This window comes from Rhizobium sp. R339, from assembly GCF_002211395.1.
In the GTDB taxonomy this organism is placed as follows: Bacteria; Pseudomonadota; Alphaproteobacteria; order Rhizobiales; family Rhizobiaceae; genus Rhizobium.
In genome coordinates this window covers 427,795-442,444 of the sequence record NZ_LOKV01000024.1, presented here as the reverse complement: position 1 = coordinate 442,444, position 14,650 = coordinate 427,795, and the positions used below count along the sequence as shown (strand labels likewise).

15 protein-coding genes are annotated in these 14,650 nt (G+C 62.6%); 5 read left to right on the top strand and 10 right to left on the bottom strand.

Features of this window, described 5'->3' with window-relative positions:
* The 7 genes from ATY76_RS25040 to ATY76_RS25010 form a co-directional block, all read right to left on the bottom strand.
* The coding region (locus ATY76_RS25040) for a carbohydrate ABC transporter permease (protein ID WP_088677352.1) at nt 1–739 on the bottom strand (739 nt) is incomplete at its 3' end.
* The gene (locus ATY76_RS25035; protein ID WP_088676297.1) at nt 736–1,689 is read right to left on the bottom strand and encodes a sugar ABC transporter permease; all 954 of its coding nucleotides are present in this window, start codon (nt 1,687–1,689) and stop codon (nt 736–738) included. The genes ATY76_RS25035 and ATY76_RS25040, both read right to left, overlap by 4 nt.
* 110 nt (nt 1,690–1,799) lie before the next feature.
* Entirely contained in the window at nt 1,800–3,062 is a 1,263-nt protein-coding gene (locus tag ATY76_RS25030) for an ABC transporter substrate-binding protein (protein ID WP_088677351.1), read from the bottom strand.
* Nucleotides 3,063–3,152: 90 nt separating this feature from the next.
* A complete protein-coding gene (locus tag ATY76_RS25025; RefSeq protein ID WP_088677350.1) occupies nt 3,153–4,673 on the bottom strand; it encodes an aldehyde dehydrogenase family protein in 1,521 nt (506 codons plus the stop codon).
* Entirely contained in the window at nt 4,673–5,452 is a 780-nt protein-coding gene (locus ATY76_RS25020; RefSeq protein WP_088677349.1) for an enoyl-CoA hydratase/isomerase family protein, read from the bottom strand. The genes ATY76_RS25025 and ATY76_RS25020 overlap by 1 nt, the downstream gene beginning before the upstream one ends.
* Nucleotides 5,445–7,058, bottom strand: coding sequence for an acyl CoA:acetate/3-ketoacid CoA transferase (locus tag ATY76_RS25015; protein WP_088677348.1), 1,614 nt, complete (start codon nt 7,056–7,058; stop codon nt 5,445–5,447). Before ATY76_RS25015 ends, ATY76_RS25020 begins: the two co-directional genes overlap by 8 nt.
* 29 nt (nt 7,059–7,087) lie before the next feature.
* Nucleotides 7,088–8,137 (bottom strand): LacI family DNA-binding transcriptional regulator, encoded by a 1,050-nt coding sequence (locus ATY76_RS25010; RefSeq protein ID WP_088677347.1) that lies wholly within the window; start codon nt 8,135–8,137, stop codon nt 7,088–7,090.
* Nucleotides 8,138–8,388: 251 nt separating this feature from the next.
* Here ATY76_RS25010 and ATY76_RS25005 point away from each other — a divergent pair, with 251 nt between their 5' ends.
* Nucleotides 8,389–8,814, top strand: a complete 426-nt coding sequence (locus ATY76_RS25005; protein WP_088677346.1) for an NUDIX domain-containing protein — start codon at nt 8,389–8,391, stop codon at nt 8,812–8,814.
* Between the two features lie 51 nt (nt 8,815–8,865).
* Entirely contained in the window at nt 8,866–9,489 is a 624-nt protein-coding gene (locus tag ATY76_RS25000; protein ID WP_088677345.1) for a carboxymuconolactone decarboxylase family protein, read from the top strand.
* 33 nt (nt 9,490–9,522) lie between these two features.
* Here ATY76_RS25000 and ATY76_RS24995 read toward each other — a convergent pair whose 3' ends face one another.
* The gene (locus tag ATY76_RS24995; RefSeq protein ID WP_245310071.1) at nt 9,523–10,497 is read right to left on the bottom strand and encodes an alpha/beta hydrolase; all 975 of its coding nucleotides are present in this window, start codon (nt 10,495–10,497) and stop codon (nt 9,523–9,525) included.
* A 304-nt stretch (nt 10,498–10,801) separates the two neighbouring features.
* Between ATY76_RS24995 and ATY76_RS24990 the strand changes: the two genes are divergently transcribed.
* Nucleotides 10,802–11,365 (top strand): nucleoside 2-deoxyribosyltransferase, encoded by a 564-nt coding sequence (locus ATY76_RS24990; protein ID WP_088677377.1) that lies wholly within the window; start codon nt 10,802–10,804, stop codon nt 11,363–11,365.
* 13 nt (nt 11,366–11,378) lie between these two features.
* Here the strand turns inward: ATY76_RS24990 and ATY76_RS24985 are convergent, their stop codons facing one another.
* Nucleotides 11,379–12,266 (bottom strand): LysR family transcriptional regulator, encoded by an 888-nt coding sequence (locus ATY76_RS24985; RefSeq protein WP_088677343.1) that lies wholly within the window; start codon nt 12,264–12,266, stop codon nt 11,379–11,381.
* Between the two features lie 124 nt (nt 12,267–12,390).
* Between ATY76_RS24985 and ATY76_RS24980 the strand changes: the two genes are divergently transcribed.
* Nucleotides 12,391–13,242 carry an oxidoreductase gene (locus tag ATY76_RS24980; RefSeq protein WP_088677342.1) on the top strand — a complete coding sequence of 284 codons (852 nt, stop codon included), beginning with the start codon at nt 12,391–12,393 and terminating at the stop codon, nt 13,240–13,242.
* An 89-nt stretch (nt 13,243–13,331) separates the two neighbouring features.
* On the opposite strand, the gene ATY76_RS24975 is transcribed toward ATY76_RS24980, so the two are convergent.
* Nucleotides 13,332–14,279 carry an alpha/beta fold hydrolase gene (locus ATY76_RS24975; protein ID WP_088677341.1) on the bottom strand — a complete coding sequence of 316 codons (948 nt, stop codon included), beginning with the start codon at nt 14,277–14,279 and terminating at the stop codon, nt 13,332–13,334.
* A gap of 183 nt (nt 14,280–14,462) precedes the next feature.
* Here ATY76_RS24975 and ATY76_RS33830 point away from each other — a divergent pair, with 183 nt between their 5' ends.
* On the top strand, nt 14,463–14,621 hold the full coding sequence (locus ATY76_RS33830; RefSeq protein WP_190233728.1) for a hypothetical protein: 159 nt from the start codon (nt 14,463–14,465) through the stop codon (nt 14,619–14,621).
* The last annotated feature ends 29 nt before the right edge of the window (nt 14,622–14,650 follow it).

The window sequence follows — 14,650 nt, the reverse complement described above, 5'->3', positions numbered from 1 at the left end:
CAAACAGGAAGTCGTTCCAGATATTGGTGAACTGGTAGATGACGGTGACGACGATGATCGGCAGCGAGTTCGGCAGCATGATGCGGCGGAAGATCTGGAAGAAGCTGGCGCCGTCGACCTGGGCGGCGCGCACCAACTCGGTCGGGAAGGCCTCGTAGAAATTGCGGAAGAACAGCGTCGTGAAGCCGAGGCCATAGACGACATGGACGAAGACCAGGTTGACCGTCGGATTGCCGAAGCCGAAGGTAAAGCCGGTGGCGTTCTGCAGCGTCATACCGAAGCGGCCGAGCGAGCCGAGGATGGTCGCCATCGGAAGCAGCACCGACTGGAACGGGATGAAGCAGGCAAACAGCATCAGCCCGAACACCAGCGTGTGGCCGGGGAAGCGCCACTTGGTCAGGACATAGCCGTTCAGCGCCCCCATGATGGTGGAGATGGCCACGGCCGGCACCACCATCTTGATCGAGTTCCAGAAGTAGCCCTTGATGCCGGCGCAGGTCAGCCCGACGCAGGTCTCGCCCCAGGCCTTGATCCAGGGATCGAAGGTCGGTGCCTCAGGCAGCGCCAGCATGTTGCCGCCCTGGATCTCGTCCATCGTCTTGAACGAGGTGGTGAGCATGACGAAGAGCGGCATCAGATAGAGGACGGCGAAGATGACCAGCAGGCTATAGATGACGATGCGGCCGATCAGGCGTCCTGCATTGCCGGACGACGCGGTAGAAGCAGCGGAGATGTTCATCGGGCCTTCTCCTTCAGTTCGGAATAGAGATAGGGCACGATGATCGCCGAGATCGTCATCAGCATGATGATGGCGCTGGCCGAGCCGACGGCCATCTCGTTGCGCTTGAAGGTGTATTCATACATGAAGTTGGACGGCAGCCAGGCCGAGCCGCCCGGCCCGCCCGAGGTCAGCGCCACCACCAGGTCGTAGGACTTGATCGCCATATGGGCGAGCACGATGAAGGCGGAGAGAAAGACCGGGCGCAGCAGCGGAATGATGATGCGGCGATAGAGCTGCAGGGTCGAGGCGCCGTCGATCTCGGCCGCCTTCATGATCTCGCCGTCGATGCCGCGAAGACCGGCGAGGAACATCGCCATGACGAAGCCCGAGGCCTGCCAGACGCCGGCGATGACGACGGTATAGATGACGAAGTCCTTGTTCTTGATCCAGTCGAAGTGGAAGCTCGTCCAGCCGAAGTGATGCAGCGTCTGCTCGAGCCCGAGGCCGGGATCGAGGAACCATTTCCAGGCCACCCCGGTGACGATGAAGGAGAGCGCCATCGGATAGAGGAAGATCGGCCGCAATAGCCCCTCGCCGCGGATCTTCTGGTCGAGCAGGATGGCAAGCAGCAGGCCAAGCGCCAGACAGATGCCGACATAGAGAAAGCCGAAGATCGCCATGTTGGTGATCGAGGTGTACCAGGAGGATGGCGGATCGCTCTCGAAGGTCCAGCGCCACAGCCGCTGATAGGCCCGCGCCCCCGTCAGCTGATAGGAGGGGAAGGTCTTGGAATTGGTAAACGACAGATAGGCCGTCCAGACGATGAAGCCGTAGACGAAGACCAGCGTGATGACGAAGCTCGGCGCCAGCACGATCTTCGGCAGCGCATCCTGCAGCCGGCCTCTCAGCGAGATCGGCGTCGCTTGCCCGGGGGTCAGAACCGGATCGGTGGTGGCAACTGTGCTCATGGATATCATCTCCCTTCCCGCAGGATCGGCTCGGCAATGATCGCTGCGGAGCCTGACGCTTCCCCGCTAGAGACGCGGGGAAGCATATTCATCGGCTGGTCTCAGCGGTCTCAGCGGGCGTCGTCGATCGCCTGGACGAGCTGGGTGACGGCTTCGTCGGAGCTCTTGATCTGGCCGTGGACGAACTTCGAGACGACGTCCTTATAGGCATTGGCGATCGCCGGAGGGGCGCCGTAGCCCTGGGCGAGCGAGCCGAACAGCGTGCCGCCCTCGTTGGCGGCCTTCAGGTCGGCGATGCCCTTCTTGCCGCAGGCGTCGAAGTCGGTGTCGGGAACGTCGGTACGCGCCGGCACCGAACCCTTGACGACGTTGAAGGCCGACTGGAAGCTCTTCGACAGCGTCGCCGTTGCCAGCGCCACCTGCGCCGCCTTGCGGTCGTCGGGCACGTTGAACATGCCGAACATGTCGGAGTTGTAGATGACGCTGCCGTCGGTGCCGGGGAAGCGGTAGCAGAGGAAGTCGGTATCCGGCGTCTTCTTGGCGGCGACGAATTCGCCCTTGGCCCAGTCGCCCATCACCTGCACCAGCGCATCACCCTTGATGACCATGGCGGTCGCCAGGTTCCAGTCGCGGCCGGAGAAGTTCGGATCGACGTACTGGATGATCTTCGCCAGGTTGTCGAAGGACTTCTTCATCGTCTCCGACTTCAGCGCTTCCTCGTCGAGATCGTTGAAGGCCTTCTTGTAGAATTCCGGCCCGCCGGTCGACAGCACGATGGAATCGAACATCGTCGCTTCCTGCCAGTTCTGGCCGCCGAGCGCCAAGGGAATGACGCCGGCCGCTTTCGCCTTGTCGAGCAGCGCGATCAGGTCGTCGAAGGTCTTCGGCTCGGTGCCGCCGATCTTGTCCATGACAGCCTTGTTGATCCACAGCCAGTTGACCGAGTGGACGTTCACCGGGGCTGCGACCCACTTGCCGTCATAGACGGAAAACTTCTGCAGCGCCGCCGGCACCGACTTGTCCCAGCCTTCCTTCTTGGCGGTCTCCGTCAGGTCGCCCATGACGCCGGCCTCAGCATAATCGAGCACGGTATAACCCAGCATCTGCGAGGCCGTCGGATAGGTGCCTGCCGCCACCATCGCCTTCAGCGCCGTCATCGCCGCATCACCGCCGCCGCCGGCAACCGGAACGTCCTTCCAGGCAAAGCCTTCCTTCGAAAGATCCTCCTTCAGGACGTTCAAAGCAGCCGCCTCGCCGCCAGACGTCCACCAGTGAAGCATCTGCACTTCCTTCACGTCGGCGGCGCGGGCGGAGACATGCGCGCCGGCCAGAGCCAATGCGATCACGGCTGTCGTGGTCAGAAACCTATTCATCGAAGAACCTCCCAGTTCCAGTATTGAAAGATGCGGAACCCATTTCCGCACCCGATCACCCGCCCTCCTCAGGCGCAGTTTCATTGCCGGCTAAGCCAGCTTTTCCGTCTGCGGCATCCACCAGCTGGTGCGCTTGCCGATATGCATGTTCAGCGTCTTGGTCTCCGTGTAGTCCTCGACCGCATGGCGGCCGAGTTCGCGGCCGAGGCCGCTCTGCTTGTAACCGCCGAAGGGAAGCTCCGAGGCGCCGTCCATGAAGGTGTTCATCCAGACCGTGCCCGCCCGCACCGACCGGCCGATCGTCAGGCAGGTGTCGAAATCACGGCTCCAGACACCGGCCGACAGGCCGTAATCGATGGAATTGGCAATGCTGATGGCTTCAGCCGTCGTCTCGAACGTCAGTACCGACAGAACCGGGCCGAAGACTTCCTCGCGGGCCACCGCCATATCGGGGGTGACCGCTTCGAGGATCGTCGGCGACATGAACTGCCCCATGCCGAGGTCGAGCGTCTCGCCGCCATGGGCGACGCGCGCGCCGCTGCCCCTCGCACCGGCGACATATCCCGAGATCTTCTCCAGATGCTGCGGCGTGATGATCGCGCCGACCTGCGTCGAGGGATCGAGGGGATCACCGACCCGCACTCCCTTCGACAGCTCGGCAACACGCCTGACGACGTCGGAAGCGATCGACTTGTGAAGGATCAGCCGCGAACCGGCATTGCAGCACTCGCCGGCATTGAAATAGGCGCCGAAGACGGCCGCATCGACGAAGGCATCGAGATCGGCATCCGGAAAAACGATCTGCGGGTTCTTACCACCGAGTTCCAGCGAGACCTTCTTCAGCGTCTGCGCGGCACTCGACATGGTCAGCTTACCGACACCGGTCGAGCCGGTGAAGGAGACCATGTCGACGTCTGGATGGGACGTCATGACCGCGCCGACCTCAGGTCCCGTGCCGGTGACAATGTTGACGACGCCATCCGGGACGCCTGCTTGCTGCAGGATTTCGCCCAGAACGAGGGTCGAGCCCGATGTCAGCTCCGAGGGCTTGACGACGGTGGTGCAGCCGGCGGCAAGCGCAAAGGGCAGCTTCTGGCCGACGATCAGGAACGGGAAGTTCCAGGGCGTGATGATCGAGACAACGCCGATCGCTTCGCGCAGGACGACGCCGAGCGTGCCGTCGCCGAGCGTGTTGTAGCTTTCGCCGTGAAGATCGCGTGCAAGAGCGGCCGCATAGCGCCATATGTCGACGGAGCCGGCGATTTCGCCCCGGACCTGCGTGATCGGCTTTCCTGCCTCGATCGCATCGAGAAATGCCAGCTCTTCGGCGCGCGCAGCAATCAGATCGGCGGCCTTCAGCAGGATGGCGGAGCGTTCGGAAGCGGTCATGCGCGGCCACGGCCCGAGGTCGAATGCCTTGCGAGCGGCGGCAATCGCACGCGCGGCATCGCTCCTGCTGCCGGTCGGGAACCGGCTGACCACGACGCCATGGCTCGGCGCGACACGCTCGATCGGATCGGAAGCGCCGGTCTCCCATTTGCCGTCGATCAACATCCTGAAATCGCGCGCCTTGTGGTCGCTCAGTGCCGTGGGGTTGACGAGGACCGTCATTACCATTCTCCCTTGAACGTTGCCGGGCGCTTCTCGCTGAACGATGCGACGCCCTCCTTCAGATCGCCGGTCTTCGCGGCAAGGATCGAGCCCAGGGCTTCGACCGCGGTTCCATTGTCTTCGCCATTCGCCGATGCGATCATCAATTTGGCGATCTCGACGGCAGCCGGCCCTCTCGCGGCGATACGCGCGGCATATTCCTGGGCCGCAGCAACCGAATTTCCGGTCGGGACGACCGCATCGACCATGCCGAGCAGGCGCGCTTCCTCGGCGCTGAAGATCTCGCCGCCGAGCGCCATGCGCCGGACGATCTGCGCACCGAACCGGCGCACGAGACGCTGGGTGCCGGACCAGCCCGGGACCATTCCAAGGCCGGTCTCCGGCAGGCCGATCTTGATGTGCTCCTCGGCGAGGCGAATGTCGGCAACGCCCGCCAGTTCGAGCCCGCCTCCGAGGGCGTGGCCATTCAAAGCCGCAACCAGCGGCACGCGCAGAGTGGCCAACCTTTCGAAGATGCGGTGGCCGTGCCGAACCCAGGCATGGCCGAACTCCTGAGGCAGCATTCCGCCCCAGGCCTTGATGTCGCCTCCGGCGGAAAAACCCTTACCCTCACCGGTGAGGACGGCAGCGCGAATAGCCGGATTCGCCTCGACCGTGTCGGCCGCATCCGCCAACGCTTTCAGCATGTCCAGATCGAGCGCATTCAGCTTCTCCGGACGGGAGATCGTCAGCGTGGCGACGTGTCCGTCAATATCGATCCTGACCGTCCCGCTAGCCATGGAAGGTGCCCTCCAGTGTCCGCGCACTCTTTGTCGGAAGCGACAGGCCGATATTAGCCTCCCTGAAGAGCGTCGCGTCCATGATCTTCAGATCGGGCGCGACGATCAGCGGGAATTCGGACTGATCGAGGATGTGGGCCTGAAGATCGACACCTGGAGCGATCTCGGTGAGGACGATGCCGTCAGGCGTCAGCCTCATCACGCACCGCTCGGTGACATAGGTGATGTCCTGCCCTTGCTCGATCGCCCGCCTGCCGCTGAAGGTGACGTGTTCGACCTCGTTCACCAGCTTCTTCAGCTTGCCCTCCCTTTCGATGAGGAGAGCCCCGTCGGCAATCGAAAGCTTCGCCCCGGCATTGAACATCCCGGAGAAGACGATCTTCCTGGCCCGCGCCGTGATGTCGACGAAGCCGCCGGCGCCGGCCGTCACATGCGGCCGGAAGGAGAGTTTGGAAACGTTGACCGAGCCGTCCCTGCCGATTTCGAGGAAGGAAAGCAGCGATGCGTCGAAGCCTGCGCCCTGGAAATAGGTGAATTGATAGGGAGACGGCATATAGGCATCGGCGTTGGAGGCGCAGCCGAAGGCGAAGTCGAGCAGCGGCACACCTCCGACCGCGCCCTGTTCGATGACCCAGGTGACGGCGCCGTGCAGCCCCTCCTCCAGCAGGATGCGCGGCACGTTGGCCGAGATGCCGAAGCCGAGATTGACGCAGCTTCCCGCTTGAAGTTCCTGCGCCACACGGCGCGCGATGACCTTCTGGACGTTGAATTCGGGAACGCTGAAACTGGCGAGCGGACGGAAGATCTCCCCCGAGATCGCGGGATCGTAAGCCGTCTGCGTCGTCTGCTTCTGCTCGGGATCGACGACGATATAGTCGACCAGCATGCCCGGCACGCGGACATCATGCGGCTTCAGCGAGCCTTCCTTGGTGATCCGCTTGACCTGCGCGATGACGATGCCGCCATTGTTGCGGGCGGCAAGCGCTTGGTCGAGACCGCCGAGATAGGCGCCTTCATGTTCGTATGTGAGATTGCCGCGCTCGTCGGCGGTCGTGGCGCGGATGATGGCGACCTGGGGGACGATCGACGGGAAGAACAGCCAGTCGTCGCCCTCGAAGCTCACGCGTTTGACCACCGGATCGTCCGATGCGAGAGCGTTCATCGCACAGCCCTGCCGCCGGGGATCGACGAAGGTATCGATGCCGACCTTGGTCAGGACGCCCGGCCGCTTGGCGGCCGCTTCGCGATGCATGTCGAACAGGATGCCGGAGGGAATGTTGTAGGCCGGGATCTCGTTGTTGGTGATCATCTGCCAGATCAGCGGCGGCTCGGCCGAAGACGGGCCTGAAGGATAGGAGCCGCCGATGATGCGCTTGAGCAGGCCCTTCCTGGCAATATGGTCGATGCCCTTGATACCGCTCATGTCGCCGGCAGCGATCGGATGAAGGGTCGTCAAATCACGGGGATGGCCGGTCGCCTCGAAACGCTCGCCGATCGCCTTAAGCATCAGATCGGGGCAGCCGAGACCGCTCGAGGACGACACCGTGACAACGGCGCCATCGGGGATCAGGGCGGCCGCTTCGGCTGGTGTGAGATGCTTCTTCATGTGCGTCACTCAAAATCCCGTTTGAATTTTCACGCTCTGCCGGCTCTCGCCGGCGCGGCTTTGCCGGCTCCGCAGCTCTCGCGAACGACCAGCCGAACGGCTGTGGTTACGGTCTCGGCCTCGGCCTTGCCCGCATTGATCTGCTTCAGCAGCATCTGTGCGCCGCGCCGCCCGATGCCCTGCGGATCGACCGAGACCGTCGTCAGCGCGGGAACCGCCGCCTGCGCTTCGATGACATCGTCGAAACCCACCACGGCGAAGTCGGCCCCGGGCTCCAGACGGCGCGCGCGCAAGCCGTCGCAGACACCGAAGGCGACAGCATCGTTGAAGCAGACGGCTGCCGTGGGCCGATCGCCGAGACCGATCGCTTTTCCGATTGCCTCAACACCACCTGCTCGCGACGGCGCGGACGAGATAACAAGCTCCTCGTCGTAGCCGAGCCCTGCCGCCTCGATCCCGCTGCGGTAACCCGTCAGGCGATCGTCGAAGACGGCGGTGTCGGGAAAACCGCCGAGAAAAGCGATTCTGCTGTGACCAAGCCCCACCAGATGTTCGACGGCGGCCATCATGCCGGCCCTGTTGTCGGAGACGATGGACGAGACTTTTGCGCCCGGCAGATTTCGGACGACGACCACGACCGGAATGCCTGCCGCGACGAGCGGCTTGAAGTCCGCGGCATCGGTGGCGCGCGCCGGCGACACGATGAGACCCGAGATACCATGCTCACGCATCGACGCGACAACCTCGCGCTGCCTGTCGATGCTCTCACTGGTGTTCGAAAGGAACTGCACGAAGCCGGCCGACTGGACGACCATATCGACACCAACCGCGAGCTCGGCAAAGAAGCTGTTCGTCAGATCGTTGACAACGACGCCGATGATCCTCGATTTCGCGCCGGCCTGCCGGAGGTTCGCCGCGCCGCGATTGTAGACATAGCCAAGCTCCCGCATCACGGCATTGACCTTGGAGCGCGTCCCTTCATTGACCAAAGACGAGCCCTGAAGCACCAGCGACACCGTCGACTTGGAGACGCCGGCAGCCTTCGCAATGTCGATGACGGTCACCCGCGGCTTTGTCACTTCTTCCTCCCGACGCCATCGTCGACTGGCGCCTATTTATTTGGAACGTTCCAATTTTGTCAAGCGGAATCGAAATGAAATCCGGCATTTTCTGAGTTTTATTCGCCATCATTTTGTTGAGATCAGGATATAGCTATTGGAACGATTTAATTTTTCCGAATTGCCGGAAAGAATTTTCGGCATGCTGAACGCTCGGAACGGTCTGCAAATTTCTGACTGGCGTCTTTGCGCGAATCCGTTCAGATCGGCTTATGACCAAAACGATCCGCATATCCGCTGCTCTCGTCCTGCGCGACGATGGCCTTGCGCTTCTGGTGCGCAAGCGCGGCACGCTGGCCTTCATACAGCCCGGCGGCAAGATCGAGCTTGGGGAGACGGCCGAAGAGGCGCTGACAAGGGAGCTTTGCGAGGAGGTCGGGCTTGTTTCGACGACGGCAGCGCTTGCATTTCTCGGCCGGTTCGAGGCGCCCGCCGCCAACGAGCCCGATCATATCGTCGTTGCCGATGTCTTCCTGCTGCATGTCGGTGACGGCGCCGTCAGCGCCACGGCGGAGATCGAGGAAATTCGCTGGATTTCGCCGATGGAGCCCGGCGACATTCTGATGGCTCCGCTGACCGAGCACCATATCCTGCCCTTCTACCGGCAGCGCAAGGCTACGATGGCTGAGACAGATTGATGTCGACCGGCTGCGCTCTATTCTCCCAACGGATCAAGGGAGGGTTCTGTCATGGCTTTCATTCACACCCCCAATGCATCCGCCAGCGAGAAGACGACGTCGATGTACGCCTCGGCAGAGGCCAATTACGGCTATCTGCCCAATATGTACCGCGCTTTCGGCCATCGGCCTGAGGTGATGGAGAATTGGGGGGCGCTGCTTTCGAGCATTCGCAGCCATATGAGCCTCAGACGCTACGAACTGGTGACGCTGGCGGCGGCCAAGGAGTTGAAATCCTCTTATTGCATGCTGGCGCACGGCTCAGTGCTGCTGCGCGAAGGCTTCACCAGCGACGGGCTGACGGCCGTCGTCAACGAGACGGAGAAGGCGCCGATCGACGCCAGCGAACGGGCGATCATGGCCTTTGCCGCCAAGGTGGCGCGTGATGCGACGTCGATCACGCAGCAGGATATTGACGGGCTGAAGAAACACGGGCTGAGCGACGCCGATATTTTCGACGTCACGGCGGCGGCAGCGGCGCGCTGTTTCTTCTCGAAAGTGCTGGATGCGCTGGGCGCCGCCCCTGATCACGCCTATATCGAGCGGCTGGAGCCGAATGTGCGAAAGGCGCTGAGTGTCGGGCGGCAGGTCGAGCAGCCCCTGTCGCCTTCGCCGTCCCGCAGCACATCGCAATGATGCGATGCCCGCCAGGCGCTTGGTCTCTCGGGGCTATTCCTTCGGCTTGTCCTGAAAATGCCGGATCGCAAAATCTGCGATATTCTGGTTTGCCCGATCGGCATCGTCGAGCAGCGAGGGAAACAGCTGCCACTGATGCGGCATGCCCGGCCAGACCTCGGTGGTGACATCCACGCCCGCCTGACGCGCCTTGTCGGCGAGGCGCAGCGTGTCATCGAGCAGGACTTCGCCGGAGCCGACCTGCAGCAAGAGCGGCGGAAAGCCCTTCATGTCGGCATAGAGCGGCGATATCTGGGGATCGGTCGGCGACCGGTTGCCGAGATAGGCCTTGCGTGAGATTTCAAGCCAGGCCTTGTCGACCAGCGGATCGCTTTCGGCATTCGATGCCACCGAGTCGCCCGTTGCGGTAAGATCGGTGATCGGGCTCAGCGCCACAACAGCCGCCGGCAACGGCTTTGCCGCCTTCATCTGCCGCAACACCATCTCGATCGCGATATTGCCGCCGGCGCCGTCTCCCGCGACGATGACGTTTCCGTTGTCATAGCCGTTGTCGAGAAGCCAGCGATAGGCCGTCAGCGCGTCGTTGATCTGCGCGGGATAGCCATATTCGGGCATCAGCCGATAGTCGATGAGCAGCACATCGCTGGATGCAGCCTTGGCGAGCGAGCCGGCAAGCAGGCTGTGCGTGCGCATGGAGCCGCTGGAGAAACCGCCGCCATGGATATAGAGAATCGCCCTTTCGCCGATCGGGTGATGAAGACGGGCGGGCCACATCAGCTCGGCATCGACGCCGTCGGCATCGACCTGCCGAAGCTGAATGCGCGTCGGTCCCGGCGTCGTCTCCATCAGCGTCCTGAAAGCCGTTCGCCTCTCCTGCAGACTGTCGGCGCCGGCAAAATGCTCCTTCCACAGGCCCACGAGTTTTTCGACCTGCTCGCGTGAGGCCTGGCTTTGCGGCTCCATGTCCTGCCCGACCGCTTCCGATGATAGCAGCATCAGTGCGGCCAGGGCGGGAAGCAAACATCCCCATCGCTTCGGTTTTTTTCGATCCGCAGGTGGCAAATTCCGACCGTTCATCAACTTCTCCCGACGATGCTGGCCATGGCGCATCTTTGGCCGGTTCGCTGACAGGAGTCAAAAGGCAGACAGGCGCAAGCCTCAACCTTTTTCGTTGCGCGCGCATCGCGGCGGTTTCCCGAAAAATTGAACCACGCCCGCCGGCACGGCTTGCCATCTGCCGTGTTTCCGTCGGAAATGGGTTTTGTGCCCGGCACCGCCCGGCGCGTCGTCTCGCCTGTGAATGAAGGATATCATGACCACCATTTATCTTGCCGGGCCGGAAGTCTTTCTTCCGGATGCCATGCCCATCATGGCCGAAAAACGCCGCCTGGCGCGCCAGTTCGGCTTCGAGCCGACCGGCCCCGGCAGCGACGAAAACCAGACGCCGATAAAGCGGACGGCCGCAGAGATCTACGGGCGCAATGACGACGCCATGCGCCGGGCCGATATCTGCCTGGCCAACATCACGCCCTTTCGAGGCGTCAGCGCCGATCCAGGCACGGTCTACGAGATCGGCTTCATGATTGCGCTGGGAAAGGCGGTGTTCGCCTATACCAATCACCCCGACGATTATGGTCTGCGTGTTCGTTCGATCTGGTATGCGGGGCGTGAGATCGATGAGACGAGCGGGCGGCCGCGCGGACCGGACGGCATCGCGATCGAAAATCACGGCATGGCCGATAACCTGATGATCGACGGAGGGATCGAGGCGACCGGAGGCAAGGTGTTTCGTGCGGCCAAGCTCCCATCAGATCCTGCCCGCGACCTCGCGGTCTATTTTGAAGCGCTTCGGACGATCGCCGGCCTGCGCGGATAGGATTTGCGCTTCTTTACTCCGCTCTCATCGCGTCGATAACTGCGCGGAAGCCCGCCGACATGTGGCGGCGGCTCGGATAGTAGAGATAGAGTGGTTCCTCCAGCTGGCACCAGTCGTCCAGCACCTGGATCAGTTCGCCGCGGGCAATCGCCTTCTCCGCGCGCGGCTCCCAGATATAGGCAAGGCCGACGCCACCAAGCGCTGCCTGCAGCATTAGCTCGTGATCGTCGAGCGATAGCGGCCCGGTCGGCTGAAAGCTCACCGTCTGGCCATCCTTCTCGAATTCCCAGGCATAACGGGCGCCTGATGGAAACATGTTCTGGATGCAGAGATGCCGCTTGAGGTCGTGCGGCGTTTCCGGCTTCGGGCGGGTTTCGAAATAGGCTGGCGAGCCGACGACCACCAGGCGAATGCGCGGCTTAATGCGCAGCGCGATCATGCCCTCCGTGATGCGTTCGCCGAAACGGATGCCGGCATCGAAGCCTTCCTCGACGATATCGACCAGCCTGTCGGTCGCGTTGATTTCCAGCTGCAGATTGGGGTTCCTTTTGAGCAGCGGACCGATGACATGGCCGATGACGAAAGGGCCGATCGAAGTCGGCACGTTGATCCTCACCTTGCCGAAGGGCGTGTCGCGATAGCGGTTCAGCGCATCGAGCGCAGCCGCCATCTCGCCGAAGGCCGGATCGAGATGGGAGATCAGGAGTTCGCCGGCCTCCGTCAGCGAAACGCTGCGCGTCGTGCGGTTGAGCAGGCGGATGCCGATCCGGTCTTCCAGATTGAGAACGGCATGGCTGACGGCAGAGGCGGTGACGCCCCGCTCCTCACCTGCCTTTCGAAAACTCTTATGCCGCGCGACAGCCGCGAAGGCTGCGAGTTCGGACAGGTCTGTGGCGCGCATTGCTGAATTTCACTCATTATAGTTTCGAGAATAACGAATCTTATACATCAGCGGATTTTCGGTCAAATTCACCCCGTCAGCACAGAGATGCGACGCCAAACAAACAGCTCGGAAGGAATTCGTCATGAAAGTCTGGTTCATCACCGGTGCATCCCGCGGCTTCGGCGCACTGGTAACCAAGGAAGCCCTTGCATCAGGCGATGCCGTCATCGCCACCGCCCGCAACCCGAAGACCATTACCGAGCAATTCGGCGATCATCCGAACCTGGTCGCCGTCGCCCTCGACGTCACCAACGAGGCTCAAGCGAAGGAGGCTGCGGCCGCCGGCATCGCCCGCTTCGGCCGAATCGACATCCTCGCCAACAATGCCGGCTACGGCCTGCTCGGCGCAGTCGAGGAAGCTTCGGCCGAGGAGATCGAAAAACTTTATGCCACGAACGTCTTCGGTCTCCTGAAGGTGACACGCGCCGTGCTGCCCTATATGCGCCGCCAGCGCTCCGGCCACATCCTCAATTTTTCCTCGGTCGGCGGCTACTTCGGCTATCCCGGCTGGGGCGTCTACGGCTCGACGAAATTCGCCGTCGAAGGCCTGTCGGAATCGATGGCTGCCGAACTCGAGCCTTTCGGCATCACGGTGACGATCGTCGAGCCCGGTTTCTTCCGCACGGATTTCCTCGCCGACACCTCGCTGGCGATCAGCCCGGCCTCCATTGCCGATTACGAAGGCACGCCGGCCGGCAACATGCGCAACTTTGCCGCCGACGCCAACCACGCGCAGCCCGGCGACCCGGCCAGGCTCGCCGCCGGCATCATGGCGATGGTCGCCTCGGCCAACCCGCCGCTGCGCATGCCGTTCGGCAGCGATACGGTGGCGATGATCGAGGCGCAGCATGCGAGCGTCGAAAAGGAACTTGCCGTTTGGCGCCAGCTCGCGCTCTCGACGGATTTTCCCGGCGACGCAACAAGCGCAGCCTGAAGAGAGACATGTGCTGCCGCCCCACTTCCGGTCTCGGAAGTGGGGCGGCAGCGCTGTCTTAACGGTGGGGAAGACGGTAGGCCGCTCACCTATTTTCCGACCTGTTCGGCCCAGTTCGGCGCCTTGCCGCCGCCGTTGAGGAAGGTCATCGCCATGGTCGCCATCAAGGGCGAGGCGAAGGTCTCGTAATGGGTGAGATCGGGCAGGATCGCCAGACGGTTCTTCGACATGTTTTCCCGCATCCAGCCGGCATCGCGCAGGCCGCCGCCGAGCTTGTGATAGAAGTCGATCATATGCTCGGGGCGGATCATGTCGGCATCGCCGTACATCAGCATCACAGGCATGGTGAGCTTCGCGACAGCATCGCTGTAATCGATGGGTTTGCGCATCAGCGCCCCCATAGCGTCGAGCAGCTTCGGAAATTCGGACACGTCGGGCGCCACCGCCTTGTAGGAGAGGAACATCGGCGTGTCCTTCATCATCTCGGCCATGCCGGCGCCAACGGCCGCCTGCTGCGGCAGCATCTCCGGGAAGAAACCGTCCTGCGCATAGGGCGCCGAGAGGATCACCAGCCGGCGCACCTGGTCCGGTGCGCTCGCCGCCATGTGAAGGGCCACACCGCCGCCGAAGGAATAGCCGAAGACGTCAAGCTTGTCATAGCCGAGCTGCTTCACCAGGACCGCGAGATCGGCACCGATATCGGGAAGCTCGATCGGCCGATTGCCGAGCGGCGTGCGGCCATGGCCCTGCAGATCGACGGCGATCACCTGACGGTGATCCGTGAAGATCGGCATGACGGGCGCGAACATCTCGATCTGTCCGAGGCCGCCGTGAAGCAGCAGCAGCGGCTCGCCCTCGCCGCGGATCTCGTAATAATAATCGATGCCGTTGACCGGCACCCTTCCTTTCCTGACGATCGGCGCAATGGCCTTGTCTTCCTCGACAACTGGCGCAGCGCCGCCTGCGGCCGAGATATCCGGCGCGGCCAAGAAGGCAGCGGCCGTTGCGATCATCGAAATCAGCGTCATCTTCGACATGTCCTTGCTCCATCTGTGCGTCGATACCGCAAGGACGGCGGCGGTCGTCGTTTTCCGACACTCTGCATCGAAATTTCTGGCACCCGCCTTTATGACATTCCTATATTTTCGCCCCTCGCCCCGAATGGATTTCCTACGGCAGCCGGCGGTAGACTCTCGCTGTCATTGCAAAGGTCAAATGCCATGCGCAACATCATGTCTTCCGCCTTCCACCCTCTGCGCCCGCACAAGGTCACGCGCGGCAGCCGGCAGATGCGCGAGAAGCGCACCGCCCGGGCGCTGATCGTCTTCAGCATCCTGCTTGCCTGCGTCGAACTTTACATCGTTTACGCCGCGCTTTGAGCCATTCCACGCCTGGTTTCGGCACGGCG

Coding starts and splice junctions, on each gene's coding strand:
- ATY76_RS24975 (WP_088677341.1), bottom strand. CDS start 14,279: ATGTCGAAGATGACGCTGATTTCGATGATCGCAACGGCCGCTGCCTTC.
- ATY76_RS25015 (WP_088677348.1), bottom strand. CDS start 7,058: ATGAAGAAGCATCTCACACCAGCCGAAGCGGCCGCCCTGATCCCCGAT.
- ATY76_RS25030 (WP_088677351.1), bottom strand. CDS start 3,062: ATGAATAGGTTTCTGACCACGACAGCCGTGATCGCATTGGCTCTGGCC.
- ATY76_RS25020 (WP_088677349.1), bottom strand. CDS start 5,452: ATGGCTAGCGGGACGGTCAGGATCGATATTGACGGACACGTCGCCACG.
- ATY76_RS33830 (WP_190233728.1), top strand. CDS start 14,463: ATGCGCAACATCATGTCTTCCGCCTTCCACCCTCTGCGCCCGCACAAG.
- ATY76_RS25000 (WP_088677345.1), top strand. CDS start 8,866: ATGGCTTTCATTCACACCCCCAATGCATCCGCCAGCGAGAAGACGACG.
- ATY76_RS24980 (WP_088677342.1), top strand. CDS start 12,391: ATGAAAGTCTGGTTCATCACCGGTGCATCCCGCGGCTTCGGCGCACTG.
- ATY76_RS24990 (WP_088677377.1), top strand. CDS start 10,802: ATGACCACCATTTATCTTGCCGGGCCGGAAGTCTTTCTTCCGGATGCC.
- ATY76_RS25035 (WP_088676297.1), bottom strand. CDS start 1,689: ATGAGCACAGTTGCCACCACCGATCCGGTTCTGACCCCCGGGCAAGCG.
- ATY76_RS25005 (WP_088677346.1), top strand. CDS start 8,389: ATGACCAAAACGATCCGCATATCCGCTGCTCTCGTCCTGCGCGACGAT.
- ATY76_RS24985 (WP_088677343.1), bottom strand. CDS start 12,266: ATGCGCGCCACAGACCTGTCCGAACTCGCAGCCTTCGCGGCTGTCGCG.
- ATY76_RS25025 (WP_088677350.1), bottom strand. CDS start 4,673: ATGACGGTCCTCGTCAACCCCACGGCACTGAGCGACCACAAGGCGCGC.